Raw genomic sequence first — 26,412 nt, forward strand, 5'->3', positions numbered from 1 at the left:
AATAGTTCGCCTCTGTCCGGTAAAGCGTGGCGGAGGGATTACTTCACCTGATAATAAGATGGGCTAACTGTGAACAAAAACGTCAAACTTTCACTGATTGCTATCGCGGTCTCGCTTTTTATGGCAAAGCAGGCGAGCGCCGCCAATACCTGGACGGAAGCGCGTAATGACGCAATGGGCGGGACGGGCGTTGCGTCCGCGAATTATGGCAGCGGAGTACTATTAAATCCGGCGTTACTGGCAAAAGCCAAACCGGAAGACAATATCACTGTTGTCCTTCCTGCGGTCGGCGTCCAGATTACGGATAAAGACAATCTCCAGGATGAAATTGACGATATCAGCGATAAAGTGGATTACTACGATGAGGTCGTCGATAACCTTACGCTGGGGCAAATTGTGCTCAATCCGCGAGGCGTGCTGAATCAATTTCAGGGCGCCGCGCGCGACCTGGCCGATGAGCTGGAATATCTCAACGGAAAAACCGCCCGCGCCAATGCCGGCGCCGGGTTGGCGGTAAGTATTCCAGGGCAAACGCTTTCCGTGGCGTTTATCGCCAAAGGTTATGCGCATGGGCGCGTGAGTTCGTCCATTGATCAGAACGATATTCAGTATCTGCGTGATATCCAGCATGATGAACGTGTCGCGCTTCGTGAAGCAGGACGCGCTGCTTTGCTGGGGTCTGACGAAATTACAAAGCATTTAAACTCTACCGCGTCGGGGCGGGTAGCGATTGTGTCTGACTACGGTATTGCGCTGGCGAAGCAGTTTGTGGTGGGCGAGGTGCCTGTTTCCATTGGCGTTACACCAAAACTGCAAAAAACCTGGCTCTATAACTACACCACCTCAATTTATAACTACGACAGTAGCGACTGGAATAGCAGCCGTTATCGCAATGATGATACGGGTTTTAACATTGATGCGGGGCTTGCTGCCGATATCGGTGAAAACTGGACGCTGGGGCTGAGCGGGCAAAATCTGGTATCTCGCGATATCGATACGAAAGATATTTACATCACTAATGGTATGACGGGAGAAACCACCAACTACAAAGATACATACCAAATCCGCCCCCTGGTTACCGCGGGCGTCGCATGGCATAACGATTTGCTGACCGTAAGTGCCGATGGCGATCTGACGGAAACGAAAGGCTTTAAGAGCGAAGACAATTCACAGTACGTGGGTGTCGGCGCTGAAGTTCGACCGTTGTCATGGCTGGCGGTGCGCGCAGGGTATCGTGCGGATGTGAAAAATAACGATAGCAATGTGGTTACCGGCGGTCTTGGCTTTGCGCCCTTTAACCGTGTGCATCTCGATTTAATGGGACTGTACGGCGAAGATGAAACCTGGGGGGCAGGCGCGCAGCTTACAATGACATTCTGAGGTGCTTTCACCGGAGGCGCTACGCCTCCGGTTTAGCGTTATGCTATAGTAACGCCCCTTTTTTAACCGGATGCTTATTTATTCGTCATGCAGCCTGAAACCCAGTCCTCCGCTTTTCCTGCTTATCGCTTCTCCATCGCGCCTATGCTCGACTGGACGGACAGACATTGCCGCTATTTCCTGCGTTTGCTGTCTCGCCAGACGCTGCTCTACACCGAAATGGTGACCACGGGCGCGATTATTCACGGTAAGGGTGACTATCTGGCTTACAGCGAAGAAGAGCATCCGGTCGCTCTACAGCTTGGTGGAAGCGATCCGGCTCAGCTTGCGCATTGTGCAAAGCTGGCGGAAGCGCGTGGCTACGATGAAATTAACCTCAACGTGGGGTGCCCTTCCGATCGCGTGCAAAATGGTATGTTTGGCGCCTGTTTGATGGGCAATGCGCAACTGGTCGCCGATTGTGTTAAAGCCATGCGTGATGTCGTCTCGATTCCGGTGACGGTAAAAACCCGCATTGGTATTGACGATCAGGACAGTTATGCGTTCCTGTGTGATTTCATTAATACGGTTTCCGGTCAGGGCGAATGCGAGATGTTTATTATCCATGCGCGCAAAGCCTGGCTTTCTGGCTTAAGCCCGAAAGAAAATCGTGAGATCCCGCCGCTGGATTACCCGCGCGTCTATCAGCTAAAGCGGGATTTTCCGCACCTGACCATGTCCATTAACGGCGGCATCAAATCTCTGGAAGAGGCGAAGGAGCACCTGCGCCATATGGATGGCGTCATGGTTGGCCGCGAAGCTTATCAGAATCCGGGTATACTGGCCGCGGTGGATCGGGAGATCTTTGGCGCCGATACCACCGATGCCGACCCGGTTGCGGTGGTTCGCGCAATGTATCCCTATATTGAGCGTGAATTGAGCCAGGGAGCGTATCTGGGGCATATCACTCGCCATATGCTGGGGTTGTTCCAGGGCATCCCCGGCGCGCGACAGTGGCGTCGCTATCTGAGCGAAAACGCCCATAAAGCTGGCGCGGATGTTGCTGTACTGGAGCAGGCGCTAAAACTGGTGGCAGACAAGCGTTAAAAGTTCGCCAAAAATTAGTCAATCTCACCACGCTCTGTGCAGTCTTGCAGGGCGTTTTCTTTATATATCAAAAACATAAATATTGGCATGATTTTTGTAATAGCTTACCTGACCAGACCCGGTAAGCGTCGTGCCGCCGGGCAATGCCATCTTTATGGGGAACGACTATGCTGGAACTACTTTTTGTGCTTGGCTTTTTTCTGATGTTAATGGTGACGGGCGTCTCCTTGCTGGGCATTCTGGCCGCGCTGGTTGTAGCGACTGCCGTCATGTTCCTGGGCGGAATGTTCGCCCTGATGATCAAACTGTTACCGTGGCTACTGCTGGCGGTGGCTGTGGTGTGGGTGATCAAAGCAGTAAAAACGCCAAAAATCCCACAGTATCAGCGCAATAACCGTCGGTTTTACTAAGGTATTGAGCGGTTCGTCACAACCTGGAACTTTGCCCTCACAGGCAAATAGGAATCGATTATTAAATCTGTCATGATTGCGCAGGTAACGAATTCATCGCGCTGTACCCTACATACAGCCGAACAAAAAAAGAAAGGGCTTCCCGGGTGGAAGCCCAATTTCTTTGCAGAGCTATTACGGAATCAGCAGGCTTGAGCCCTGTGTGGCCCGGCTTTCCAGCACCTCATGCGCGCGACGGACATCTTTTAACGCATAGCGTTGATTTTCAGCCACATCGACTTTAATCACGCCGCTGGCGATCAATGAGAACAATTCATTGCTGGCTTCGGTCAGTTCTTCACGCGTCGTAATATACCCCTGTAGTGAAGGTCGCGTGGCATACAGGGAACCTTTCTGATTCAGAATACCTAAATTCACGCCAGTGACGGGGCCGGACGCATTGCCGAAACTGACCATCAGTCCCCGACGTTGCAGGCAGTCCAGTGAGGCTTCCCAGGTATCTTTCCCCACGGAGTCATAGACCACGCGGACTTTTTTGCCGCCGGTGATCTCTTTTACCCGTTCGACAATGCTCTCCTCACGGTAATTAATTACCTGCCAGGCACCGGCGTCCAGCGCCCGCTGCGCTTTTTGCGCGCTACCGACGGTACCGATAAGCTTCGCGCCCAGCGCTTTCGCCCATTGGCAGGCGATCAGACCGACGCCGCCCGCAGCGGCATGAAACAGGAAGGGTTCGTCGGGTTTCACTTCATAGGTTTTGCGCAACAGGTAAAAAACGGTCAACCCCTTGAGAAAAGAGGCTGCCGCCTGTTCGAAGGAAATGGCGTCAGGTAAAATCGCGGCTTTATCTGCGGGGACGTTATGGACAGAACTGTAAGCGCCGAGCGTTGACTGCGCGTAGACGACGCGATCGCCCACGCGAATGTGCTCCACGCTGTTGCCGACTTTACTGACCACACCCGCAGCTTCGGTTCCCAGGCCCGCAGGCAACGACGGGGGCGGATAGAGTCCGCTACGGATATAGGTGTCGATGAAGTTGATACCAATGGCTTTGTTCTCAACCTGGATTTCGTGTTCCGCCGGTTCCGTTGGCGTAAACTCCACGGTCTGAAGCACTTCCGGACCACCATGCTTGTGAAATTCAATACGCGTTGCCATGCTTCCTCCAAAAGAAATGTGGTAATCTTTCGACCCAATCACTATCTCGGTAACTCCATTCACTATGGCAGGAAATAAACCCTTCAACAAACCACAGACTGATGCCCGCGACCGCGATCCGCAGGTTGCCGGGATAAAAGTGCCGCCGCACTCGATTGAAGCGGAACAGTCGGTGTTGGGCGGTTTAATGCTGGATAACGAGCGCTGGGACGATGTGGCCGAGCGCGTGGTGGCGGAAGATTTCTATACCCGCCCGCATCGCCATATCTTTACGGAGATGGGGCGCTTGCAGGAAAGCGGCAGTCCTATCGACTTGATTACGCTCGCGGAATCGCTGGAGCGGCAGGGCCAACTGGACAGCGTCGGCGGTTTCGCCTATCTGGCGGAGTTGTCTAAAAACACGCCAAGCGCGGCGAATATCAGTGCTTATGCGGACATTGTGCGCGAACGCGCCGTGGTCCGCGATATGATCGCGGTGGCGCATGAAATTGCGGACGCCGGTTACGATCCACAGGGGCGCAATAGCGACGAACTGCTGGATCTGGCGGAGTCGCGCGTCTTCCAGATCGCGGAAAACCGGGCCAACAAAGACGAAGGTCCGAAAAGCATCGACCAGATTCTCGACGCTACCGTGGCGCGTATTGAGCAGTTGTTCCAGCAACCGCACGATGGCGTTACAGGCGTGGATACCGGCTATCAGGATCTCAATAAAAAGACGGCAGGGTTACAGCGTTCGGATTTGATTATCGTCGCGGCGCGTCCCTCCATGGGTAAAACCACTTTTGCGATGAACCTCTGCGAAAATGCGGCGATGTTGCAGGATAAACCGGTACTGATCTTCAGCCTGGAGATGCCCGGCGAACAGATCATGATGCGTATGCTGGCCTCGCTGTCCCGCGTCGATCAGACACGTATTCGTACCGGTCAACTCGATGATGAGGACTGGGCGCGAATCTCCGGCACGATGGGCATTCTGCTGGAGAAACGCAATATGTATATTGACGACTCCTCAGGTCTTACGCCGACAGAAGTCCGTTCGCGCGCGCGGCGTATTTTCCGCGAACATGGCGGGTTAAGTCTGATTATGATCGACTACCTGCAATTGATGCGCGTGCCGTCGCTTTCTGATAACCGTACTCTGGAAATCGCCGAAATTTCTCGCTCGTTGAAAGCGCTGGCGAAGGAACTTCAGGTGCCGGTCGTGGCGTTATCGCAGCTTAACCGCTCTCTGGAACAACGCGCGGACAAACGTCCGGTGAACTCCGACCTGCGTGAATCCGGCTCTATTGAACAGGATGCCGACTTAATTATGTTTATCTACCGTGATGAGGTTTATCACGAGAACAGCGACTTAAAAGGCATTGCTGAAATTATTATTGGTAAGCAGCGTAACGGTCCTATCGGTACGGTTCGTCTGACGTTCAATGGTCAGTGGTCGCGCTTCGATAACTATGCGGGACCGCAATACGATGATGAGTAACTCTCCGTCATTCTTTTAACAAGGAATTCAAATGCAAGCGGCAACAGTCGTCATTAACCGCCGCGCTCTGCGACACAACCTGCAACGTCTGCGTGAACTGGCGCCTGCCAGTAAGCTGGTTGCGGTGGTGAAAGCGAACGCTTATGGACACGGTCTTCTGGAGACCGCGCGAACGCTCCCTGATGCTGACGCTTTTGGCGTGGCGCGTCTTGAAGAGGCTCTACGTCTGCGAGCGGGCGGGATCACGCAGCCTATCCTGCTGCTGGAGGGTTTTTTCGACGCCGCCGATCTGCCGACCATTTCCGCGCAATGTCTGCATACCGCCGTACATAATCAAGAGCAGCTTGCCGCCCTGGAGGCGGTGGAGCTGGCGGAGCCGGTAACGGTCTGGATGAAACTGGATACCGGTATGCATCGTCTCGGCGTGCGTCCCGAAGAGGCGGAGGCGTTCTACCAGCGTCTGACGCACTGTAAAAATGTACGCCAGCCGGTGAATATCGTCAGCCATTTTGCCCGTGCGGATGAGCCGGAATGCGGCGCTACCGAACATCAGCTCGACATTTTTAATGCCTTCTGTCAGGGTAAACCCGGTCAGCGCTCTATTGCCGCGTCTGGCGGTATTCTGCTGTGGCCGCAGTCTCACTTTGACTGGGCGCGTCCGGGCATCATTTTGTATGGCGTATCGCCGCTGGAGCACAAACCCTGGGGGCCGGATTTTGGTTTTCAGCCGGTGATGTCCTTAACCTCCAGTTTGATCGCGGTACGTGACCACAAAGCGGGCGAACCGGTGGGCTACGGCGGGACATGGGTGAGTGAGCGCGACACGCGCCTGGGCGTGGTGGCGATGGGGTATGGCGATGGCTACCCACGAGCGGCGCCTTCCGGTACGCCAGTACTGGTCAATGGTCGTGAAGTCCCGATTGTCGGGCGGGTGGCGATGGATATGATTTGCGTGGATTTGGGGCCAAACGCGCAGGATAACGCGGGCGATCCGGTGGTTTTATGGGGTGAAGGTCTGCCGGTTGAACGTATCGCTGAAATGACAAAAGTAAGTGCTTACGAACTTATCACGCGCCTGACCTCAAGGGTGGCGATGAAGTATATTGATTAAATACGCGGCGGGCCGGGTGGTGCTTGCGCTTATCCGGCTTGTATCGCGCATTGACTGTAGGCCGGATAAGACGTTCACGCCGCCATCCGGTAATATGCGCATCCACCACAACATCCTCTCGATCTTCTCGTCCTTCCGGTTTATTGTGTTATTTCCTGCCCTCTGTAAACCTGGAGAACCATCGCGTGTTTCAAAAAGTTGACGCCTATGCCGGCGATCCGATTCTTTCACTGATGGAGCGTTTTAAAGACGACTCCCGTCACGACAAAGTAAATCTGAGCATTGGCCTGTATTACAACGAAGACGGGATTATCCCACAGCTTAAAACGGTGGCCGAAGCCGAAGCCCGGCTTAACGCGCAGCCGCATGGCGCTTCGCTGTACCTGCCGATGGAAGGACTCAATACTTATCGCCATACTATCGCGCCTTTGCTCTTTGGCGCCGATCACCCGGTTCTTCAGCAACAGCGCGTGGCTACTATCCAGACATTAGGCGGTTCCGGCGCGCTGAAAGTGGGCGCGGATTTCCTGAAGCGTTATTTCCCCGACGCAGGCGTATGGGTGAGTGACCCTACCTGGGAAAACCATATTGCGATATTTGCCGGGGCAGGATTCGAAGTGAGTACTTACCCCTGGTATGACGACGCGACTAACGGCATCCGTTTTAACGATCTGCTGGCTACGCTGAATACGTTACCTGCGCGCAGTATCGTGCTGCTGCACCCCTGTTGTCACAACCCGACCGGGGCGGATTTAACGCCTTCGCAATGGGATGCGGTGATTGAGATAGTGAAAGCGCGCGATCTGATTCCGTTCCTTGATATTGCCTATCAGGGGTTTGGCGCAGGCATGGACGAGGATGCTTACGCTATTCGCGCCATTGCCAGCGCCGGGTTACCTGCGTTAGTCAGTAATTCTTTTTCGAAGATTTTCTCGCTGTACGGCGAGCGCGTCGGCGGCCTGTCCGTGGTGTGTGAAGATGCCGAAATCGCCGAGCGGGTTCTGGGACAGCTAAAAGCGACGGTGCGCCGAATTTACTCCAGTCCGCCGTGTTTCGGCGCTCAGGTGGTCGCTACGGTCCTGGGCGATGAGGCGTTAAAAGCGAGCTGGCTGGCGGAAGTCGACGCGATGCGTAACCGCATTATATCGATGCGGCAGACGCTGGTGAAGGAGCTGAAGGCGGAGATGCCTGACCGCAACTTCGATTACTTGTTACAGCAGCGCGGTATGTTCAGCTATACCGGGTTAAGCGAGGAGCAGGTCGAGCGGTTGCACGATGAGTTTGGCGTTTACCTGATTGCCAGTGGCCGCATGTGTGTCGCCGGGCTTAATGCTTCAAATGTACACCGCGTGGCGAAGGCATTTGCCGCTGTCATGTAATGTTCAGGCCGGACGGCGATAACAATGCTCTCCGGCCTGACAATAGCTGTTGTGATCATCCTCTTTTTTCGTAACAAAACCGCAGATAATCCTTCCTTTTGACCGTTACTGGCGTTATGGTCAGATAGTTTTTTGAGCAAAGACTCATCTTGATAATTATAATATTTTGAATTTTAAGGGAAAAGTATGAAAAAAATAACCCTGGCGCTGAGTGCCGTCTGTTTGTTGTTTACGCTAAACCATTCCGCGAATGCGTTAGTATCTTCCCCTTCGACGCTCAATCCGGGCACTAATGTTGCAAAACTCGCGGAACAAGCGCCTGTCCATTGGGTCTCTGTCGCCCAGATTGAAAACAGCCTCACCGGACGCCCGCCGATGGCGGTCGGCTTTGATATTGACGACACCGTGTTATTTTCCAGCCCCGGATTCTGGCGCGGAAAGAAAACCTACTCCCCGGACAGCGACGATTATCTGAAAAATCCGGCCTTTTGGGAAAAAATGAACAACGGCTGGGATGAGTTCAGTATTCCAAAAGAAGTGGCCCGACAGCTCATTGATATGCATGTTCGTCGTGGCGACAGTATTTACTTTGTCACTGGTCGTAGTCAGACGAAAACGGAAACCGTGTCGAAAACGCTGGCGGATAACTTCCATATTCCGGCGGCGAATATGAATCCGGTGATTTTCGCCGGCGATAAACCGGGACAAAATACGAAAGTTCAGTGGCTGCAGGAGAAGAACATGCGTATCTTCTACGGCGATTCGGATAACGATATTACCGCGGCCCGTGATTGTGGTATCCGCGGTATTCGCATCCTGCGCGCGGCTAACTCCACCTACAAACCGCTGCCGCAGGCAGGAGCGTTTGGCGAGGAAGTCATTGTCAACTCGGAGTACTAAAAATCAGGAGAGCGACAGGCTCTCCTTTTTTGCATGATTTTTGCACAAACTTGCCCCGCCAGCTTTTACCTTTTCCGGACTTGCTGCACACTATTCAGGAGACGTTTGTTTTTAGGAAGGAGCAGCCTATGTGGTATCAGCGCACCATTACACTGAGCGAGAAGCCGCGCGGGTTTCATCTGATAACAGATGAAATTATCGATAAATTGTCTGGCTTACCGCCTGTCGAAACGGGTTTGCTGCATCTGTTGTTGCTACACACCTCGGCCTCGCTGACGCTAAACGAAAACTGCGATCCCACCGTGCGCGCTGATATGGAGCGCCATTTCCTGAAAACCGTTCCCGATAATGCGGCGTATGAACATGATTACGAAGGCGCGGATGACATGCCTTCGCATATTAAGTCGTCAGTATTGGGCGTCTCGTTGCTGCTGCCTGTACGCCAGGGGCGTTTACAGTTAGGAACATGGCAAGGTATCTGGTTGGGAGAGCACCGTATTCAAGGCGGTCCACGTAAAATCATCGCGACACTACAAGGGGAATGATAATGACCATTTCGGAATTACTGCAATACTGCATGGCAAAACCTGGCGCAGAGCAGAGCGTCCACAGCGACTGGAAAGCGACGCAAATTAAAGTGGAAGATGTACTTTTCGCGATGGTAAAAGAAGTTGAAGGACGCCCGGCAGCCTCTCTCAAAACCAGCCCGGAACTGGCAGAATTGTTACGTCAGCAGCACAGCGATGTACGACCGAGTCGGCACCTTAATAAAGCGCACTGGAGCACGGTCTATCTGGACGGATCGCTGCCGGATTCACAACTCTATTATCTGGTCGATGCCTCTTATCAACAGGCGGTAAATGCGCTGTCGGAAGATAAACGCAAGCAGTTGCCGCAGTCCTGATTATAGCGCGCCGACCAACAACGCCAGGGCGATATCAATGAGGCGGATGACCGTAGACCGGATACGGCTGCCGAGGGCGATTTGCGCATTATTGGCGCGTAGCCTGGCGAGGTCCCGCTGTCCTTCCAGCAGAATAATCATATCGTCGTCGTCCAGCCAGCCGCGAGCATGTTCCTGAAGCGCGCGGGCGATAAACGCGGCGGACTCGCGGATACCGTCGTCGCTGTCTTCTCTTGCCTGCTTATACGCCTGGATAAACTCGGCAATCGCCGAGGAAACTACAGGATGTTCGGACCGGGTGGTGGTAAGCAGGTTATGTATTTCGTTAATAGACGCCATTTTCATCTCCCTGAGTGCAGCGAGCGCCCCAATGCAGACACTCACCCTGTATGGCTAATTTCCAGACCTGATTATTTTGCTGTTGGTATCTCTCAGCCTGGATGTAAGTAAGTGGTTGCTTACGTTGCATAACCCGCGCATAAAGACGCAAATAGTGATTTTTCAGCAGCGCCAGATTATCGAGTCGGTGTTTATCCCCACCTTGACGGGCGACCCGCTCAGCCTGAAAAAATGTCTGGCGGATATCGCGGTCATCCTTGAGCAGTGTCTCTTTTGGCCACGGTATTCGCGCCGCGTCCTGCAGGAAGTGGGTTGAGCGCGCTTGTAATAGCGTCAGTTGTTGAAAAGCCACGGCGCTAAAGTGGTCAGGCAGCGTACAGGCGGATAAAAACAGGCACAGCAGTAGTGTGATTGCGTAGGGCAACTTCATGGTGTTTTCCATAACAGACCGTTTGCGCTATCACATGTCAGAGCGAGGCGGCACGCAAATCACAAATGCTCAACACGGATATAATGAGGTGGGGTGAGGAAAAATGATGCCGCTTCCCGGCGAATCGGAAAGCGGCGTGAAGGTTATTTGAGCATAGGTTTAAGGAAGCGGGCGGTATGCGACGCCTCGCACTCCGCCACGGTTTCCGGCGTACCGGAGACGAGAATTTCGCCGCCGCCGCTGCCGCCTTCCGGGCCGAGGTCGACAATCCAGTCCGCCGTTTTAATGACGTCCAGGTTGTGTTCGATCACCACGATGGTGTTGCCCTGATCGCGCAACTGATGCAGAACGTCAAGCAACTGCTGAATATCGGCAAAGTGCAGGCCGGTGGTCGGCTCGTCGAGAATATACAGCGTCTGCCCGGTACCGCGCTTCGACAGTTCGCGCGCCAGCTTCACGCGCTGGGCCTCGCCGCCGGAAAGCGTCGTCGCCGACTGACCAAGACGAATATAGGTCAGCCCCACGTCCATCAGCGTCTGCAGCTTACGCGCCAGCGCCGGAACCGCATCAAAGAACTCACGCGCTTCTTCAATGGTCATATCCAGCACTTCGTGGATGGTCTTGCCTTTGTACTTAATCTCCAGCGTTTCCCGGTTATAGCGCTTGCCTTTGCACTGGTCGCACGGCACGTAAATATCCGGCAGAAAGTGCATTTCGACTTTAATGACGCCATCGCCCTGGCACGCTTCGCAGCGACCGCCGCGCACGTTGAAGCTGAATCGCCCTGGCGTATAGCCGCGCGAGCGAGACTCCGGCACGCCAGCAAAAAGCTCGCGAACCGGGGTAAAGACGCCCGTATAGGTCGCCGGGTTGGAGCGCGGGGTACGGCCGATCGGGCTCTGGTCGATATCGATCACTTTATCGAAATGTTCCAGCCCCTGAATATCCCGATACGGCGCCGGTTCGGCGATAGTCGCCCCGTTTAACTGACGCTGGGCGATGGGGAACAGTGTGTCGTTAATCAGCGTCGATTTACCGGAACCTGAGACGCCGGTGATACAGGTAAACAGCCCTACCGGTAGCGTAAGGGTCACATCTTTCAGGTTGTTGCCGCGCGCGCCGGTGAGTTTGAGCACTTTTTCTGGATTTGCCGGTACGCGTTGTTTCGGCACTTCAATTTTGCGTTTACCGCTCATGTACTGGCCGGTCAGCGATTCCGGTACCGCCATAATGGCTTCCAGCGGGCCTTCCGCCACCACCTCGCCGCCGTGAACGCCCGCGCCGGGGCCAATATCAATCACATGGTCGGCGGCGCGGATGGCGTCTTCATCGTGTTCCACCACAATCACGGTATTGCCAAGATTGCGCAGATGAATCAGCGTACCCAGCAGCCGTTCGTTATCGCGCTGGTGCAGACCGATGGACGGTTCATCCAGCACATACATCACGCCGACTAACCCGGCGCCTATCTGGCTCGCCAGACGAATACGCTGGGCTTCGCCGCCGGAAAGCGTTTCTGCCGAGCGGGAGAGCGTGAGATAGTTCAGGCCGACGTTCACCAGAAACTTGAGGCGATCGCCGATCTCTTTTAGCACTTTTTCGGCGATTTTCGCCCGTTGCCCGGAAAGCTTGAGATTAGTGAAAAAATCCATCGCATGGCCAATGCTCATATCGGAAATAGCAGGCAGCGGCGTATTTTCCACAAATACATGGCGCGCTTCGCGATTCAGTCGCGTTCCTTCACAGCTGGCGCAGGGGCGATTACTGATGAATTTCGCCAGCTCTTCGCGCACCGCGCTGGATTCCGTCTCTTTATAACGACGCTCCATATTATGCAGCACGCCTTCGAACGGATGGCGGCGCACGGAGGTATCGCCGCGATCGTTCATGTATTTAAATTCGATATTCTCTTTGCCGGAACCGTACAGCACGACTTTATGTACGTTGGCGCTGAGGCTTGCCCACGGCGCATCCACGTCGAACTTATAGTGTTCCGCCAGCGACTTGAGCATTTGAAAGTAGTAAAAATTGCGACGATCCCAACCACGAATCGCGCCGCCTGCCAGCGACAGGTCGGGATTCTGGATCACGCGGTCCGGATCGAAATATTGCTGAACGCCGAGCCCGTCACAGGTCGGGCAGGCGCCTGCCGGGTTGTTGAACGAGAACAGACGCGGTTCCAGCTCGCGCATACTGTAGCCGCAAATCGGACAGGCAAAATTGGCGGAGAACAGGAGTTCCTCCGCTTTCTCATCGTCCATATCGGCAACAACCGCCGTGCCGCCGGATAATTCCAGCGCTGTTTCGAACGACTCCGCCAGGCGTTGGGAAAGATCGTTGCGAACTTTGAAGCGATCGATCACCACCTCAATGGTATGTTTCTTTTGCAATTCCAGCTTCGGCGGATCGGAGAGATCGCAGACTTCGCCGTCAATACGGGCGCGAATGTAACCCTGGCTTGCCAGATTTTCCAGCGTTTTGGTGTGTTCGCCTTTACGCTCTTTAATAATCGGCGCCAGCAGCATCAGACGTTTGCCTTCCGGCTGTGACAGCACGTTATCGACCATCTGGCTAACGGTTTGCGCCGCCAGCGGCACGTCATGGTCCGGACAACGCGGCTCGCCCACGCGGGCAAACAGCAGGCGCAGGTAGTCGTGAATCTCGGTAATGGTACCCACCGTAGAGCGCGGGTTGTGAGATGTCGATTTCTGTTCAATTGAGATCGCGGGCGATAGCCCCTCAATATGGTCGACATCCGGTTTTTCCATGAGCGACAAAAACTGCCGCGCGTAAGCGGAGAGCGATTCAACGTAACGACGCTGCCCTTCGGCATACAGAGTGTCGAAAGCCAGTGAGGATTTGCCTGAACCCGAAAGCCCGGTCACGACAATCAGTTTGTCGCGGGGGATGACGAGGTTAATATTTTTGAGATTATGGGTGCGGGCGCCCCGAACTTCGATCTTATCCATTCACCTTTCCCGGTAGAGACTCGGATGCCTGGTTTGTTTGAAGGACAAACGGCAGAAACGGCTAATTATGACACAATTTAACCTGTTTGAATATACAGTATTGGAAGGCATCTTCAGCTAAAGTATGCAACAATATGAGGTTCGCGCGAGTGAACTGGAACCTGCATCGCAGCTATTAAAATGCTACGTGGAAATGGTACACTCACGCGTTTACACTATTTATGAAACGTATTCAGGAGACTCAATTATGGCCAGCAGAGGCGTAAACAAGGTGATTCTCGTTGGTAATCTGGGCCAGGACCCGGAAGTACGCTATATGCCGAGTGGCGGCGCTGTCGCCAACTTAACGCTGGCTACTTCTGAATCCTGGCGCGATAAGCAGACCGGCGAAATGAAAGAGCAGACTGAATGGCACCGGGTGGTGATGTTCGGCAAACTGGCGGAAGTGGCCGGCGAATATCTGCGTAAAGGTTCTCAGGTGTATATCGAAGGTCAATTGCGTACCCGCAAGTGGACCGATCAGAGTGGCCAGGAACGCTATACGACTGAAATTAACGTTCCGCAGATCGGCGGCGTGATGCAGATGCTGGGTGGTCGCCAGGGCGGCGGCGCACCGGCAGGTGGTCAGCAGCAGGGAGGTTGGGGTCAGCCGCAACAACCTCAGCAGCCGCAGGGCGGTAACCAGTTCAGCGGCGGTGCGCAGTCACGTCCACAGCAATCCGCGCCAGCGCCGTCTAACGAACCGCCAATGGATTTTGACGACGACATTCCGTTCTGATTTTTGGTAAAAAACTGAAAGAGTTATTTGCATTTTCGCTATAGCTCTCGTCTGCTGAAATGCCTGGTGTAAACCAGGCATTTTCTTACCTGGTATTATTGTCTTAGAGCCTATCCCACCAGGCGTTATTGGCGCAGCCAGTTTGGACACGGACAGCGCGCAAAAACCGGAGCGTACACGTAGTACGTGAGGATTTTGAGCACTGCCCAGGACCAAAATGGCAAGTAAAATAGCTCTAATGGGATAGGCTCTTAGTATCCCTTTCAAAAAAGAGAAGCGCATATCTCACGGAATGACTTACGGAAAAATGTCGCTTATCACCTCTGGCCGACTTGTCAGTCCAGGCCCCCCTCTGCACATCATTATCCAGCCGAATTTCATAAATGTACTGCAATAACCCGGATTATCTTAAATATGAAAGAGAAATCTCATCTGCAAAATATATAATTTATAGCCATTTTTTAACAACTAACAGGTATTATAAAATAACGGTAGAGAATGGTCGGTATCATCAATAGTTAATTAAATGTTTGTTTTAGCTTGTGATGAGGTCGAATATGATATGTTCACCTTGCTTTATTTTTAATCGCTGAAGATAAAATTGTTACTTATAGCTGATTTTATATAAAAAATGGTTTTATTTATGTGTTTTTTTACGCAATTCTGATTTTTTGCTCCCCACTTACTATATTTTCAACAACTTAAGTTATATTGAAGTCCCTGTGACCCTATGTTTTAATTGTGAAAATTCACTTTATTCTCTGGAGGCAAATTTATTAAATACTTATGTTTATAACGCGTATTAAAACGAAACATGGCCTTAAAATTATTTAATGTTTAAATGATTAGCTAACAAATCTATTTATTGGCGGGTGGTTTTAATTTGCTGATGGCTATCTTTTATTTATGAGCTGAGATCTTATGTAATACCTATTATTTGGAAAGATATAGTTAGCATAATAATTGATGTCTATCTAATCAAATAAATGAAGAGTGTTTTAATTAAATCGCTCATCTTTGTTGTAGGCGTATAAAAATAGCGTCGTTGTTTTTATTTTTATGATTACGAGATGTAAGAAAACCGAAATCTATACCCAAAATAATTCGAGTTGCTTAAAGGCGGCAAGGGAGTGAGTCCCCAGGAGCATAGATAACTATGTGACTGGGGTGAACGAGCGTAGCCAACACATAAGCAACTTGAAGTATGAAGGGTATATAAAGCGTATTGGTAGCAGGAAGCCAAGGGCGGTAGCGTTCACTTTCTGAATAACCTGAGCATCCTTTATCCTTTCTAATCCACAAAAACTTTTTATTCACAATGTAATATCAGGAGACAACATGGAAGACGAAAGTAATCCGTGGCCTAGTTTTGTTGATACATTTTCTACTGTATTGTGCATTTTTATATTTCTTATGTTGGTATTTGCACTTAATAATATGATTATCATGTATGATAACTCAATTAAAGTTTATACGGCAAATATAAAGAATAATACTAAATCTTCTGCTCAAAATAGCGGAACCAATGACAATTCAAATGCTAATGAAATAGTTAATAAGAAAGTGAATACACAAGATGTGTCGGACGGAATTACTGCAATGCCAGGTAAGGAGGTTGGAGTATACGATATCGCCGATGGTCAGAAAATTGATATAACGTCTACAAAAAATGAGCTTGTTATTACGTATCATGGCAGGCTGAGAAGCTTTTCAGCAGAGGACACTCATAAAATAGAGGCTTGGTTAGAAGACAAAATCAATAGTAATTTATTGATAGAAATGGTTATTCCTCAGGCAGACATCTCTTTCTCTGACTCTTTACGACTGGGATATGAACGGGGAATTATTTTGATGAAAGAGATTAAGAAAATATATCCTGATGTAGTTATTGACATGAGTGTTAACTCCGCAGCATCAAGTACAACGAGTAAAGCTATCATCACTACTATTAATAAAAAGGTGTCAGAGTGAAATATATAAACCATTACCGCTATTTTTTCATCTGTTTTTTACTTGCCATACTCCCTTTTTTAGCTTTATCTTTTCCCGGTATAAGAGAGTATATTTTTGATAACTTTATGGTTTCTGCAATTTACAATGGGGTCATTATTTCCATTTATATTACAGGTTCTTTGTGTGCATTATTCACTATTCTTAAAAATATTTCAGCAAAAGACATATTAATAGCTCAGGACGCCAGTAGAAAAAATAGTATTCTTTCTAACCTCAATCAGATTTTGTTTTCCGGGGAACCCAAACAGTGTGATTTTAATTTGCTGATGGAATTAGATGACAATGTGTCTACTGCCCGTAACCAACGATTGTCATTTATTATGAGCTGTAGCAATGTGTCGACGCTTGTTGGCCTGTTGGGGACGTTTGCGGGTCTGTCTATTACGATTGGTTCAATCGGGAACTTATTGAGCTCGCCATCAGATGTTGGCGGTGATAATGCAAGTAATACACTCAATATGATCGTGACAATGGTAGCGTCGCTTTCTGAACCATTGAAAGGGATGAATACCGCATTTGTATCTTCTATCTATGGTGTTGTTTGCGCCATACTCCTGACCTCACAAAGTGTTTTTGTTCGCAGCTCCTATTCCCTTGTTTCTACGGAAATTAAAAAATTAAAAATCATAAGTAACAGATCCAATAATAAACAACGAAGTCTGCGGGTTGAATCAGAGACGCTTGTGGAATTTAAAGAGTTGTTTAAAGCGTTTTTTGATAACTACCTGACAGTTGAAAATTTACGGACGCAGGATGAAGAAAAGAAACGAGTGATGCTATCAGATAGTTTTGTCACTTTGCAAAACCGGCTATTGGATAACTCAGCAAAACTGGAACAACTTTCTACGCTGATTGATGGTTATCTGGTAAGCAATAACGAAAATACCAAAAAATTAGTTGACGGTGTAATAACAATTACCTCTCGTTTATCTGAAGGGAATACCCTGCTTGCTGATAATAATGCACGACTGGAGGCAATGAGTACAATACAAAATATTATAGACAAAAAGAATGATTCAATAATGGCATCAGTTGATAAATGTTATCAGGAATCTCTTTCACATGGTAAGACCATAAGCGATATTGCCGCTGGCAGTGCCGATATTTCTCATACTCTCGATGGGCTTAGAAAAGAAATGGATGAGGATATGAACAGTGTTCATTTAGCACTATCCGATCTATCGGCTACTGATAAAAAGATTATTGCCAATACTAAAGAGATTAGTGCTGAAATGGTTAGCTACCGTGATACCTATATGCCATTAATGGAAAAAATAACATCTATGCATCAGGAAATAGTAAAGCAACGTTTGTTAAACAAGGAGGAAAAAAATGAAGATTAAGATGTTTTTTCTGACGACTGCTTTTATTACACAAAGCACATACGCCAGCGAGCTTCCGGTCATTCCTCTAAGAGATTTAGTTAATGCCGCATTAACGCATCAGCCCTCTGTTGCTGTTTCATATTATGAGACTGAAAAGAAAAACAGTGACTTAGATCTTTCACGGGCAGCACTTTATCCTACCCTGGATCTAACATCTGGCCTTAATAATAACAGAAAAGAGTCATCAGGTACCGAGAGAAACGTTGAAAATAAGGTGTCTTTATCATACCGAATAACGGATTTTGGAGTGAGTGGGGCTAATATCAGGAAATCTGAATACGAACGAGATAATAGTAAAACTGACTATGAAAAAACAAAGAATATAGTGTCTCAGGAGGTTGTGACAACCTATTATAACATCAGTAAATATCGTGAAATGATTGATGGCGTAAATCTGGAGAAAGAGTTTTATAAAAAGATGCTGGAAACTTTTTCGCTGCTGGTATCTTCCGGTGTCGCTATGCAATCTGATATGCGTAAAGTACAAGTATCTATCGATGCATTAAATACCAGAAGCATTATGTATCAGTCGATGTTGGATGATGAAATGTATAAAATGCAGAATATGACTGGTCTGAATTTATCACCAGTTCAGATTCAAAGCGATGAAAAATTCAATCTCTTCAAAAAATATATCTTTGTCGAAAGCCCTGAAAAACTTATGGACATGGTGATGAAATACAACGATGACTATAAGATGCTTGTCAATACCCGAAAAGCCGCGACCGAAGATATTAATGCCGCAAAATCATCCTATTTTCCGACTGTAGATCTCGTTTCCAGCTATGTACAGAATAATCCGAGCGGTAGTGCCAAAAAAAGTGATTATGAAGATGAATTTAAAACGGGTATCAATGTCAGTTTCAACATTTTTAATGGGTTCAGAAATTCAGCCCAGGAAAGAAAAATGGTGGCAAGTTACTCGCAGGCTAAGCTGCAAATTGACGATTTTTTGATTAAAACTCGTTATAACATTGATTCACAACTTTCAAAATATACCGCTGCAAAAGAGACTTACTCAGTGGCGGAACGTTCACATACAAACGCGTTACAGCTTACTGAATTATATGAGCAGGAGTTTCAGTTAGGGCAAAAAAGTTTGCTTGATTTAATTTCAAGCCGTAATGAAGCATTTCAGGCATATGTAAGCATGATCGACAGCAAATATAGCCTGTATATTTTAAAGTTACAACAACTCTCATTGATTTTCCATTTGATGGATTATTTAAAAGGAAATGCTGAAAGTGAGCTAAATGGAATGAAATGAATAGAAGACAAAGCGATCATCTCATGATGATAATTATTTCCTTGACGATCTTAATTATTATCCTTACCTACTTTATAGAAATTAATTCAGTGGTTCATGGTCAGGGTGTTATCACTACTAAAGATAATGCTCAGTTAATATCTCTTTCTAAAGGAGGGACGATACAAGATATTTATGTGGCTGAGGGTGATACTGTAAAAAAAGGAGAACTCCTTGCAAAGGTCGTTAACCTTGATCTACAAAAGGAATATCAAAGGTATAGAACTCAAAAAGGGTATCTGGATAAAGATGTTAACGAAATATCTTTCATTCTTGATAAAGAAAATGAGAGTGGATTGATTACCCTGGATGGCACCCGTTCTTTAAGCAACAAAGAGGTAAAAGCGAATATTGAATTAGTGCATAGTCAGATAAGAGCTAAAGAGTTAAAAAAAACCTCTCTTGATTCTGAGATTAGCGGATTACAAGAGAAGCTAAGTTCGAAAGAAAAAGAACTGGCATTGCTTGCCGAAGAAATAAATATTCTTTCCCCACTGGTAAAAAAAGGAATTAGCCCATATACCAATTTTCTTAACAAGAAACAGGCGTATATAAAAGTTAAGTCTGAAATTAATGATATTGAAAGTAGCATCACTTTAAAAAAAGATGATATTGAGCTGGTTGTTAATGATATTGAGGCGCTTAATAATGAATTGCGACTATCTTTATCTAAAATAATATCTAAAAATCTTCAGGAACTTGAGGTTGTTAACTCTACATTAAAAGTAATAGAGAAGCAGATAAATGAGGAGGATATCTATTCACCGGTTGACGGCGTAATTTATAAAATCAACAAAAGTGCCACTACTCATGGTGGTGTGATCCAGGCGGCGGATTTACTTTTTGAAATAAAACCAAAAGTAAGGACTATGCTGGCTGATGTGAAAATACTACCCAAATACCGTGACCAAATATATGTAGATGAAGCCGTTAAGCTGGATGTCCAGTCAATTATCCAACCAAAGATAAAATCGTATAATGCGACTATCGATAATATTAGCCCTGATTCCTATGAGGAAAATACCGGAGGAACAATTCAGCGTTATTATAAAGTAATTATTGCATTCGATGTTAATGAAGATGATTTACGGTGGTTAAAACCAGGTATGACTGTTGACGCCAGTGTAATTACCGGAAAACACAGCATTATGGAATACCTGTTATCTCCTTTGATGAAAGGCGTGGACAAAGCCTTTTCAGAACCAGTTAATACTAAACGATTAGATACACCTTGAGAGTGAATATAATATTATGGGAAATAAAAGCATACAAAAGTTTTTTGCCGATCAAAATTCTGTAATTGATTTATCTTCTTTGGGTAATGCCAAAGGCGCAAAAGTTTCTCTTTCTGGGCCAGACATGAACATTACCACGTCGCGTGGTTCAGTGATTATTGTCAATGGTGCTCTTTATTCAAGTATCAAAGGCAATAACCTCGCTGTTAAGTTTAAAGATAAGACTATTACCGGCGCTAAAATTCTGGGCAGCGTAGATTTAAAAGATATTCAACTAGAGAGAATTGACAGCTCATTGGTTGATACTGCTCAGGCAGAAAAAAAAGGTAATGGCAAACAACGAAATAAGAAGGAAGAAGAGGAATTAAAAAAGCAGTTTGATGATGCTGAAAATGCAAAGAAAGAAGCTGACAAGGCGAAGGAAGAAGCAGAGAAAGCTAAAGAGGCTGCAGAAAAAGCACTCAATGAAGCGTTTGAAGTACAGAACTCGTCAAAGCAAATTGAAGAAATGCTGCAGAACTTTTTGGCTGACAATGTAGCAAAAGACAATCTGGCTCAGCAAAGCGATGCTTCTCAGCAAAATACACAGGCTAAAGCAACGCAGGCTTATAAACAGAACGATGCTGAAAAAGTTCTTCCTCAACCTATTAATAAAAATACCAGCACTGGCAAAAGTAATAGCAGTAAAAATGAGGAAAATAAGCTCGATGCCGAGTCTGTTAAAGAGCCGCTTAAAGTCACATTAGCGCTTGCGGCTGAGAGTAACAGCGGTAGCAAAGATGATAGTATAACTAATTTTACCAAACCTCAGTTTGTCGGTAGCACTGCTCCCAATGCCACGGTCATTATTAAAATTAATGGTATTGCTGTCGGTCAGGCTGTAGCGGATAGTTTGGGTAACTTCACCTTCACAGCGCCTGAAACATTGACTGATGGAACATACAATCTGGAGGCAGAGGCCAAGACTGCTGATGGGAGCGGTAGCGCCAAACTTGTCATTACTATCGATTCCGTTACCGATAAGCCAACATTTGAACTTTCGCCTGAAAGCAGTGTGTCCGGTCATAAGGGCTTAACGCCGACCTTGACGCCTTCAATTGTTGGTACGGCGGAAGAGAATGCTAAGGTTGACATTTATGTAGATAATAAACTGGTTGCCAGCGTTGATGTCGATAAAGATGGAAACTGGAGTTATGAATTTAAAGATAATGAATTATCTGAGGGCGAAAATAGTATAAAAGTCGTTGCCGTGGATAAAGCAGGTAATAAAAACGAAACGACGGATAGTATCATAACCGACACCATTCCTCCGGAAAAGCCGACGATTGAGCTGGATGATAGTAGTGATTCCGGTATTAAAAATGACAACATTACTAATAGCACTCTGCCAACATTTATTGGTGTGGCGGAACCCGGTTCTACAGTCTCTATTTATCTTGGACTTAAACATCTTGGTGAGGTCATTGTTGCTAAAGATGGTACATGGAGCTATACGCTTACTACGCCGCTCAAGGATGGCGAATACAATATAACAGCAACAGCTACTGATATTGCCGGACATACCTCAGCGACGGCAAATCTGCCTTTTACTATTGATACACGTATCAGCTATTTCAGCGCTGAGATTGAAACGACTGATGATAGCGGTATTGTTGGAGATAACGTTACTAACAATACTCGTCCAACCTTTACAGGTAAAACTGAGCCAAATGCTATTATCAGTGTCATAAATAGTGAGACTGGCGAAGAGGTTATTTTTAAAGCGAATGACCAGGGCGAATGGACGTTCAATTTCACTTCAGACTCAGTGGAAGGGATTAACAATCTTACGTTCACTGTTGAAGATGTCGCTGGCAACAAAAAGAATTTTTCCTTTAGTTACGTTATCGATACTGTTGCCCCTGTACCTCCGACGGTTTCTTTGGATGATTTTGTTGTTTTACCGAATGGTATAATTTTATCAGGGAATGATTTACCGGCTTTAGTCGGTACGGCAGAGCCAAAGTCTACCATCTTATTGATGCGAGATGGCAAATTATATGACAGCATTGAGGTTGATTCAAACGGGACCTGGAATTATCAGTTTAGTAATAAATTTCTTCAGGGCGCCTATGATATTGAAATCATTTCTCAGGATGCCGCCGGTAACAAATCCTCTACTGTTAAATATTCTTTTACTATTCAAACTGAAGTTGTACTTCCAAAAGCGGAACTCGATGCCAGTGATGATTCCGGTGCAAAAGGCGACTGGATTACCAATAAACATAATGCTCTGACATTACTGGGAACAGCGGATAGGTTTGCTACCGTAAATATCCTTATCGATGGTAAAACGATAGGCGTGACGACTGCAGATGCAGACGGTAACTGGAGTTTTGATATTTCCCGAAATCTGTCTGACAATGTTTATAAGATTACGGTTGAAGCCATCGATCCTTTAGGAAGAACGTCATCTGTAGATTATCAGCTTACCATTGATAGCTTTACGCCGATCCCTACTGTTATGTTGCATGATAGCGCTGATTCTGGCGTTAAAGGCGATATGATTACTAAAATTAATACGCCGTTGTTTACCGGGATGGCTGAAGCTAATGCTAAGGTTTCCATCTATGTCGACGGTGTTTTAAGTGGCGAGGCTATTGCTGGCGATGATGGTGTATGGAATTTTCAATTTACCACAACGTTATCCGATGGCTCGCATAACGTAACGGTAAAGGTAGAAGATATTGCCGGTAATACTGCCTCCTCATCAGCGTATAATTTCCAAATCGTAACGCAAACGCAAAAACCAACAATAGAGTTGATCAACGATACGGGGGTTGATAATACAGACCATATTATTAATGAAAAGAGTCCGGCCCTGACAGGGACCGCTGCACCCTATTCAACGGTTAAACTTTATATTGATGGCGCACTGATCGCTGAGGTCAGAACAAATAAAGATGGCAGATGGGAGTATACCCTGAAAGCCGATCAAGGTTTGGTTGATGGCGATCATAAAATAACCGCTTCAGTTGAAGATGTCGCTGGCAACATTGCCCATTCGGATCCTTTCTTAATTAGCGTTGATACTACTATTTCAATACCGATAGTTTCATTGAGCCCGGATTCAGATTCGGGAATTTCAGATGATAATTTAACGAATATCGTTAAACCTACCTTGCACCTAAAAGATATTGATCCGGACATTATCAGTGTTCAGGTATGGGATGCCGCGTCTGATACGCAGATCGGTGTTGCCACGCAACAACCTGATGGTTCATGGGCCTATACCTTTACTTCAGATTTAACGGAAGGCTTGCATCAGGTTTATGTCAAGGTTGAGGATATCGCGGGTAATAAAGCGAACAGCGCGGTATTCGATTTTACTATCGATACCACAATATCAATGCCGGTGATTTCCCTGCTTTCTAAGGATGATACGGGGGTTACAGGCGATAACCTGACCAATATCAATAAGCCAGGTTTTGCTATTTCCGGTGTTGATGCCGATGTGCATCGGGTCGTCGTACAGGTGATGCACAATGGCGTGAGCGAAGAAATCGAACTTTCCCATCTCAACGGTAGTTGGTTATTTACACCAGGGAATACGTGGGTGGATGGCAGCTACACGTTAACGGTGAAAGTAGAAGATAAGGCAGGAAATACTAGCTACTCAGCGCCGCTGACGGTCGTTATCGATACCCAAATCGCCATTGATGGGGTGGAACTGGTCAACGATAGCGGCGTGAAAGGCGACAATATGACCAACGACGACCGTCCCCACTTTCGTGTGACGGTACCCACGGATGTCAATGAAGTCCGTCTGAGCATTGACGGTGGTAATTCGTGGGTTCAGGCAACTCCGGGCGTGGCAGGAAGCTGGGAGTATATCTGGCCGACAGACCTGGCAGATGGTCAATACACGCTAACGGTGGAAGCGACCGATAACGCAGGCAATACAGTGACGAAGACCATCGATTTCGCGGTGGATACCACGCTGTCAGTGCCGGTCATCGTACTGGATAGCGCGGACGACACCGGCATCCAGGGCGATAACATGACGAATAGCACCCAGCCGACATTTGCCCTGCAGCATATTGATGATGATGCCGTTCGCGTTACGGTCAGCGTAGAGCATGGCGGCGTCACCACCACATTTGACGCCACGAAAGGCACAGGCGGATGGAGCTTTACGCCGACAGGGGCGTGGGCGGATGGTGATTATACCCTGAGTGTGTCAGTCGAAGATAAAGCGGGGAACACCAGCCATTCTGCATCGCTGACGGTGACGGTGGACACGCAAATCGCCATTAATAACATTGAACTGGTCAATGACAGCGGTATTCCCAACGATAATCTGACTAATAACGTGCGTCCGCACTTCCAGGTGACGGTACCGACGGATGTCAACGTGGTGCGCCTGAGCATTGACGGCGGCAAGACGTGGTTCAACGCTACCCAGAGCGCGACGCCGGGCGCCTGGGATTATATCTGGCCGGATGATGTGCCCGATGGCTCCCATACCGTGACGGTGGAAGCAACCGATGAGGCGGGAAATAAGGCAACACAGACGCTCGATTTCACCATCGATACCACTCTGTCTGTGCCGACACTCTCGCTGGACAGCGCAGATGACAGCGGCATCGCGGGCGATAATATCACCAATGTTAAAACGCCGGGCTTTACCCTCAACAATATTGATACCGATGTCAGCCGGGTGATGGTGGAGGTAATGCATAATGGCATTAAACAGGAGGTGCAACTGGTTCAGACCGGCGGACAGTGGCGCTTTGCGCCGACCAGTGACTGGGCGGACGGCGACTATATTCTGACGGTGAAGGTAGAAGATAGGGCCGGAAATGTGAAGCAGTCCGCGCCGTTGACGGTGACAGTGGACACGCATATCGCCATTGACCGTATTGAACTGGTTAACGACAGCGGTATCCCGGACGATAATCTGACTAATGAAGCGCGCCCGCACTTTCAGGTGACAGTACCGGCGGATGTTAACGGCGTAAGACTGAGCATTGATGGCGGCAAAACGTGGTTTGACGCCACGCAGAGCGCGACGTCGGGCGTTTGGGATTATACCTGGCTGACGGATGTAGGAGAGGGGAAGCATACTCTGACAGTGGAGGCGACCGACAAGGCGGGAAACAAAACGACGCAGAAACTGGACTTCACCATCGATACCCTGCTGTCAGAACCGACGATTACCCTGGACAGCGCGGATGATAGCGCCGCTGGCGATAACATCACCAACGTTAAGATGCCAGGCTTTACCCTCGGTAATATCGACGCCGACGTGACCAAAGTGGTGGTGACGGTGGCGCATGATGGTAAGAACCAACAGATAGAGTTGATTAAGAACGGCGGTGTGTGGCGCTTTACGCCGGGCGCAGCCTGGACCGATGGCGACTATACGTTGACGGTAAAGGTAGAAGATAAGGCGGGTAATACAAATTATTCTGCGCCGCTGACGGTGACTATCGATACGCAAACGTCTATTGATCGCATTGAGCTTCTTAATGACACGGGTATTGTCGGGGATAACCTGACCAATGAAGCACGTCCACAGTTTCATATTACGGTACCGACGGACGTGAACTCTGTGCAACTGAGTCTTGATGGCGGCATCAACTGGGTTAACGCAACGCTGACGTCTGACGGCGTTTGGGAGTATATATGGCCGACAGATCTGGTCGAAAATACGTATACCCTGACAGTGAAAGCAACCGATGTTGCAGGCAACACGGCGACGGAAACGCTCAATTTTATCATTGATACCACATTGTCGACACCGACCATCACGCTGGATAGCGCAGATGATAGCGGCACCGCCAACGATAATAAGACTAACGTTAAAACGCCGGGTTTTATTATCGGCGGTATTGATTCTGACGTGACTCAGGTCGTCGTGCAGGTGATGCGCGATGGTCACAGCGAGGAGGTGGAGCTGACGCAGACTAACGGGCAGTGGCGTTTTGTACCCGGCAGCGCGTGGACTGATGGCGACTATACGCTGACGGTAACGGTGAAAGATGAGGCGGGTAATATTCGCCACTCAGCGCCGTTGACGGTCACCATCGATACGCAAATCACCATTGACCATATTGAACTGGTCAATGACAGCGGTATTCCCGACGATAATCTGACCAATGAAGCGC

Annotated in this window: 18 protein-coding genes and 1 pseudogene; 15 read left to right on the top strand and 4 right to left on the bottom strand. The window is 48.3% G+C overall.

Features of this window, described 5'->3' with window-relative positions; genetic code table 11:
* The first annotated feature begins 69 nt into the window (after positions 1–69).
* From ACLD4K_RS12890 to pspG, 3 genes are all read left to right on the top strand, one after another.
* Entirely contained in the window at positions 70–1,380 is a 1,311-nt protein-coding gene (locus tag ACLD4K_RS12890; protein WP_411011974.1) for a conjugal transfer protein TraF, read from the top strand.
* An 87-nt stretch (positions 1,381–1,467) separates the two neighbouring features.
* Complete coding sequence (dusA, locus tag ACLD4K_RS12895; RefSeq protein ID WP_001825318.1) at positions 1,468–2,466, top strand: tRNA dihydrouridine(20/20a) synthase DusA; 999 nt, start codon at positions 1,468–1,470, stop codon at positions 2,464–2,466.
* Between the two features lie 167 nt (positions 2,467–2,633).
* Positions 2,634–2,876, top strand: coding sequence for an envelope stress response protein PspG (gene pspG / locus ACLD4K_RS12900; RefSeq protein WP_000891414.1), 243 nt, complete (start codon positions 2,634–2,636; stop codon positions 2,874–2,876).
* A 174-nt stretch (positions 2,877–3,050) separates the two neighbouring features.
* Here pspG and ACLD4K_RS12905 read toward each other — a convergent pair whose 3' ends face one another.
* Entirely contained in the window at positions 3,051–4,034 is a 984-nt protein-coding gene (locus ACLD4K_RS12905) for a quinone oxidoreductase (protein WP_411011975.1), read from the bottom strand.
* A 64-nt stretch (positions 4,035–4,098) separates the two neighbouring features.
* Between ACLD4K_RS12905 and dnaB the strand changes: the two genes are divergently transcribed.
* From dnaB to ACLD4K_RS12935, 6 genes are all read left to right on the top strand, one after another.
* On the top strand, positions 4,099–5,514 hold the full coding sequence (gene dnaB / locus ACLD4K_RS12910; RefSeq protein WP_000918353.1) for a replicative DNA helicase: 1,416 nt from the start codon (positions 4,099–4,101) through the stop codon (positions 5,512–5,514).
* Between the two features lie 31 nt (positions 5,515–5,545).
* Positions 5,546–6,625: an alanine racemase gene (gene alr, locus ACLD4K_RS12915; RefSeq protein WP_001147297.1), complete on the top strand. Its 1,080-nt coding sequence runs from the start codon at positions 5,546–5,548 to the stop codon at positions 6,623–6,625.
* 185 nt (positions 6,626–6,810) lie between these two features.
* Entirely contained in the window at positions 6,811–8,004 is a 1,194-nt protein-coding gene (tyrB, locus tag ACLD4K_RS12920) for an aromatic amino acid transaminase (RefSeq protein ID WP_411011976.1), read from the top strand.
* Between the two features lie 186 nt (positions 8,005–8,190).
* Positions 8,191–8,904, top strand: a complete 714-nt coding sequence (aphA, locus tag ACLD4K_RS12925; protein ID WP_000724436.1) for an acid phosphatase AphA — start codon at positions 8,191–8,193, stop codon at positions 8,902–8,904.
* Between the two features lie 128 nt (positions 8,905–9,032).
* The gene (locus ACLD4K_RS12930; protein WP_411011977.1) at positions 9,033–9,449 is read left to right on the top strand and encodes a secondary thiamine-phosphate synthase enzyme YjbQ; all 417 of its coding nucleotides are present in this window, start codon (positions 9,033–9,035) and stop codon (positions 9,447–9,449) included.
* Between the two features lie 2 nt (positions 9,450–9,451).
* Positions 9,452–9,808, top strand: coding sequence for an MmcQ/YjbR family DNA-binding protein (locus ACLD4K_RS12935; protein ID WP_000155666.1), 357 nt, complete (start codon positions 9,452–9,454; stop codon positions 9,806–9,808).
* Here the strand turns inward: ACLD4K_RS12935 and ACLD4K_RS12940 are convergent, their stop codons facing one another.
* From ACLD4K_RS12940 to uvrA, 3 genes are all read right to left on the bottom strand, one after another.
* Complete coding sequence (locus ACLD4K_RS12940) at positions 9,809–10,147, bottom strand: hypothetical protein (protein WP_411011978.1); 339 nt, start codon at positions 10,145–10,147, stop codon at positions 9,809–9,811.
* Positions 10,134–10,589 carry a hypothetical protein gene (locus ACLD4K_RS12945; RefSeq protein ID WP_183053038.1) on the bottom strand — a complete coding sequence of 152 codons (456 nt, stop codon included), beginning with the start codon at positions 10,587–10,589 and terminating at the stop codon, positions 10,134–10,136. The genes ACLD4K_RS12940 and ACLD4K_RS12945 overlap by 14 nt, the downstream gene beginning before the upstream one ends.
* Before the next feature lie 131 nt (positions 10,590–10,720).
* Entirely contained in the window at positions 10,721–13,546 is a 2,826-nt protein-coding gene (gene uvrA / locus ACLD4K_RS12950) for an excinuclease ABC subunit UvrA (protein ID WP_000357725.1), read from the bottom strand.
* Between the two features lie 247 nt (positions 13,547–13,793).
* On the opposite strand from uvrA, the gene ssb1 reads away from it, so the two are divergent.
* The 6 genes and pseudogenes from ssb1 to siiE form a co-directional block, all read left to right on the top strand.
* Positions 13,794–14,324: a single-stranded DNA-binding protein SSB1 gene (ssb1, locus tag ACLD4K_RS12955; protein ID WP_000168322.1), complete on the top strand. Its 531-nt coding sequence runs from the start codon at positions 13,794–13,796 to the stop codon at positions 14,322–14,324.
* A 1,338-nt stretch (positions 14,325–15,662) separates the two neighbouring features.
* The gene (locus tag ACLD4K_RS12960) at positions 15,663–16,295 is read left to right on the top strand and encodes a hypothetical protein (protein ID WP_183060026.1); all 633 of its coding nucleotides are present in this window, start codon (positions 15,663–15,665) and stop codon (positions 16,293–16,295) included.
* Positions 16,292–17,680 carry a hypothetical protein gene (locus ACLD4K_RS12965; protein WP_411011979.1) on the top strand — a complete coding sequence of 463 codons (1,389 nt, stop codon included), beginning with the start codon at positions 16,292–16,294 and terminating at the stop codon, positions 17,678–17,680. The genes ACLD4K_RS12960 and ACLD4K_RS12965 overlap by 4 nt, the downstream gene beginning before the upstream one ends.
* Positions 17,670–18,989 carry an SPI-4 type I secretion system protein SiiC gene (siiC, locus tag ACLD4K_RS12970; protein ID WP_411011980.1) on the top strand — a complete coding sequence of 440 codons (1,320 nt, stop codon included), beginning with the start codon at positions 17,670–17,672 and terminating at the stop codon, positions 18,987–18,989. Before ACLD4K_RS12965 ends, siiC begins: the two co-directional genes overlap by 11 nt.
* Entirely contained in the window at positions 18,986–20,263 is a 1,278-nt protein-coding gene (siiD, locus tag ACLD4K_RS12975; RefSeq protein ID WP_001081935.1) for an SPI-4 type I secretion system protein SiiD, read from the top strand. The genes siiC and siiD overlap by 4 nt, the downstream gene beginning before the upstream one ends.
* Before the next feature lie 16 nt (positions 20,264–20,279).
* Positions 20,280–26,412 (top strand): annotated as a pseudogene (gene siiE / locus ACLD4K_RS12980) (non-fimbrial adhesin SiiE); the annotation flags it as partial.

The sequence above is a fragment of the Salmonella sp. 741265055_HSA genome, from assembly GCF_046569525.1.
Classification (GTDB): domain Bacteria; phylum Pseudomonadota; class Gammaproteobacteria; order Enterobacterales; family Enterobacteriaceae; genus Salmonella; species Salmonella enterica.

What these genes read in the sequence shown, in the direction of transcription:
- alr (WP_001147297.1), top strand. Translation starts at nt 5,546, where the DNA reads ATGCAAGCGGCAACAGTCGTCATTAACCGCCGCGCTCTGCGACACAAC.
- ACLD4K_RS12945 (WP_183053038.1), bottom strand. Translation starts at nt 10,589, where the DNA reads ATGGAAAACACCATGAAGTTGCCCTACGCAATCACACTACTGCTGTGC.
- siiD (WP_001081935.1), top strand. Translation starts at nt 18,986, where the DNA reads ATGAATAGAAGACAAAGCGATCATCTCATGATGATAATTATTTCCTTG.
- dusA (WP_001825318.1), top strand. Translation starts at nt 1,468, where the DNA reads ATGCAGCCTGAAACCCAGTCCTCCGCTTTTCCTGCTTATCGCTTCTCC.
- ACLD4K_RS12960 (WP_183060026.1), top strand. Translation starts at nt 15,663, where the DNA reads ATGGAAGACGAAAGTAATCCGTGGCCTAGTTTTGTTGATACATTTTCT.
- pspG (WP_000891414.1), top strand. Translation starts at nt 2,634, where the DNA reads ATGCTGGAACTACTTTTTGTGCTTGGCTTTTTTCTGATGTTAATGGTG.
- ACLD4K_RS12930 (WP_411011977.1), top strand. Translation starts at nt 9,033, where the DNA reads ATGTGGTATCAGCGCACCATTACACTGAGCGAGAAGCCGCGCGGGTTT.
- ACLD4K_RS12905 (WP_411011975.1), bottom strand. Translation starts at nt 4,034, where the DNA reads ATGGCAACGCGTATTGAATTTCACAAGCATGGTGGTCCGGAAGTGCTT.
- aphA (WP_000724436.1), top strand. Translation starts at nt 8,191, where the DNA reads ATGAAAAAAATAACCCTGGCGCTGAGTGCCGTCTGTTTGTTGTTTACG.
- ACLD4K_RS12940 (WP_411011978.1), bottom strand. Translation starts at nt 10,147, where the DNA reads ATGGCGTCTATTAACGAAATACATAACCTGCTTACCACCACCCGGTCC.
- siiC (WP_411011980.1), top strand. Translation starts at nt 17,670, where the DNA reads ATGAAGATTAAGATGTTTTTTCTGACGACTGCTTTTATTACACAAAGC.
- uvrA (WP_000357725.1), bottom strand. Translation starts at nt 13,546, where the DNA reads ATGGATAAGATCGAAGTTCGGGGCGCCCGCACCCATAATCTCAAAAAT.
- dnaB (WP_000918353.1), top strand. Translation starts at nt 4,099, where the DNA reads ATGGCAGGAAATAAACCCTTCAACAAACCACAGACTGATGCCCGCGAC.
- ssb1 (WP_000168322.1), top strand. Translation starts at nt 13,794, where the DNA reads ATGGCCAGCAGAGGCGTAAACAAGGTGATTCTCGTTGGTAATCTGGGC.
- ACLD4K_RS12935 (WP_000155666.1), top strand. Translation starts at nt 9,452, where the DNA reads ATGACCATTTCGGAATTACTGCAATACTGCATGGCAAAACCTGGCGCA.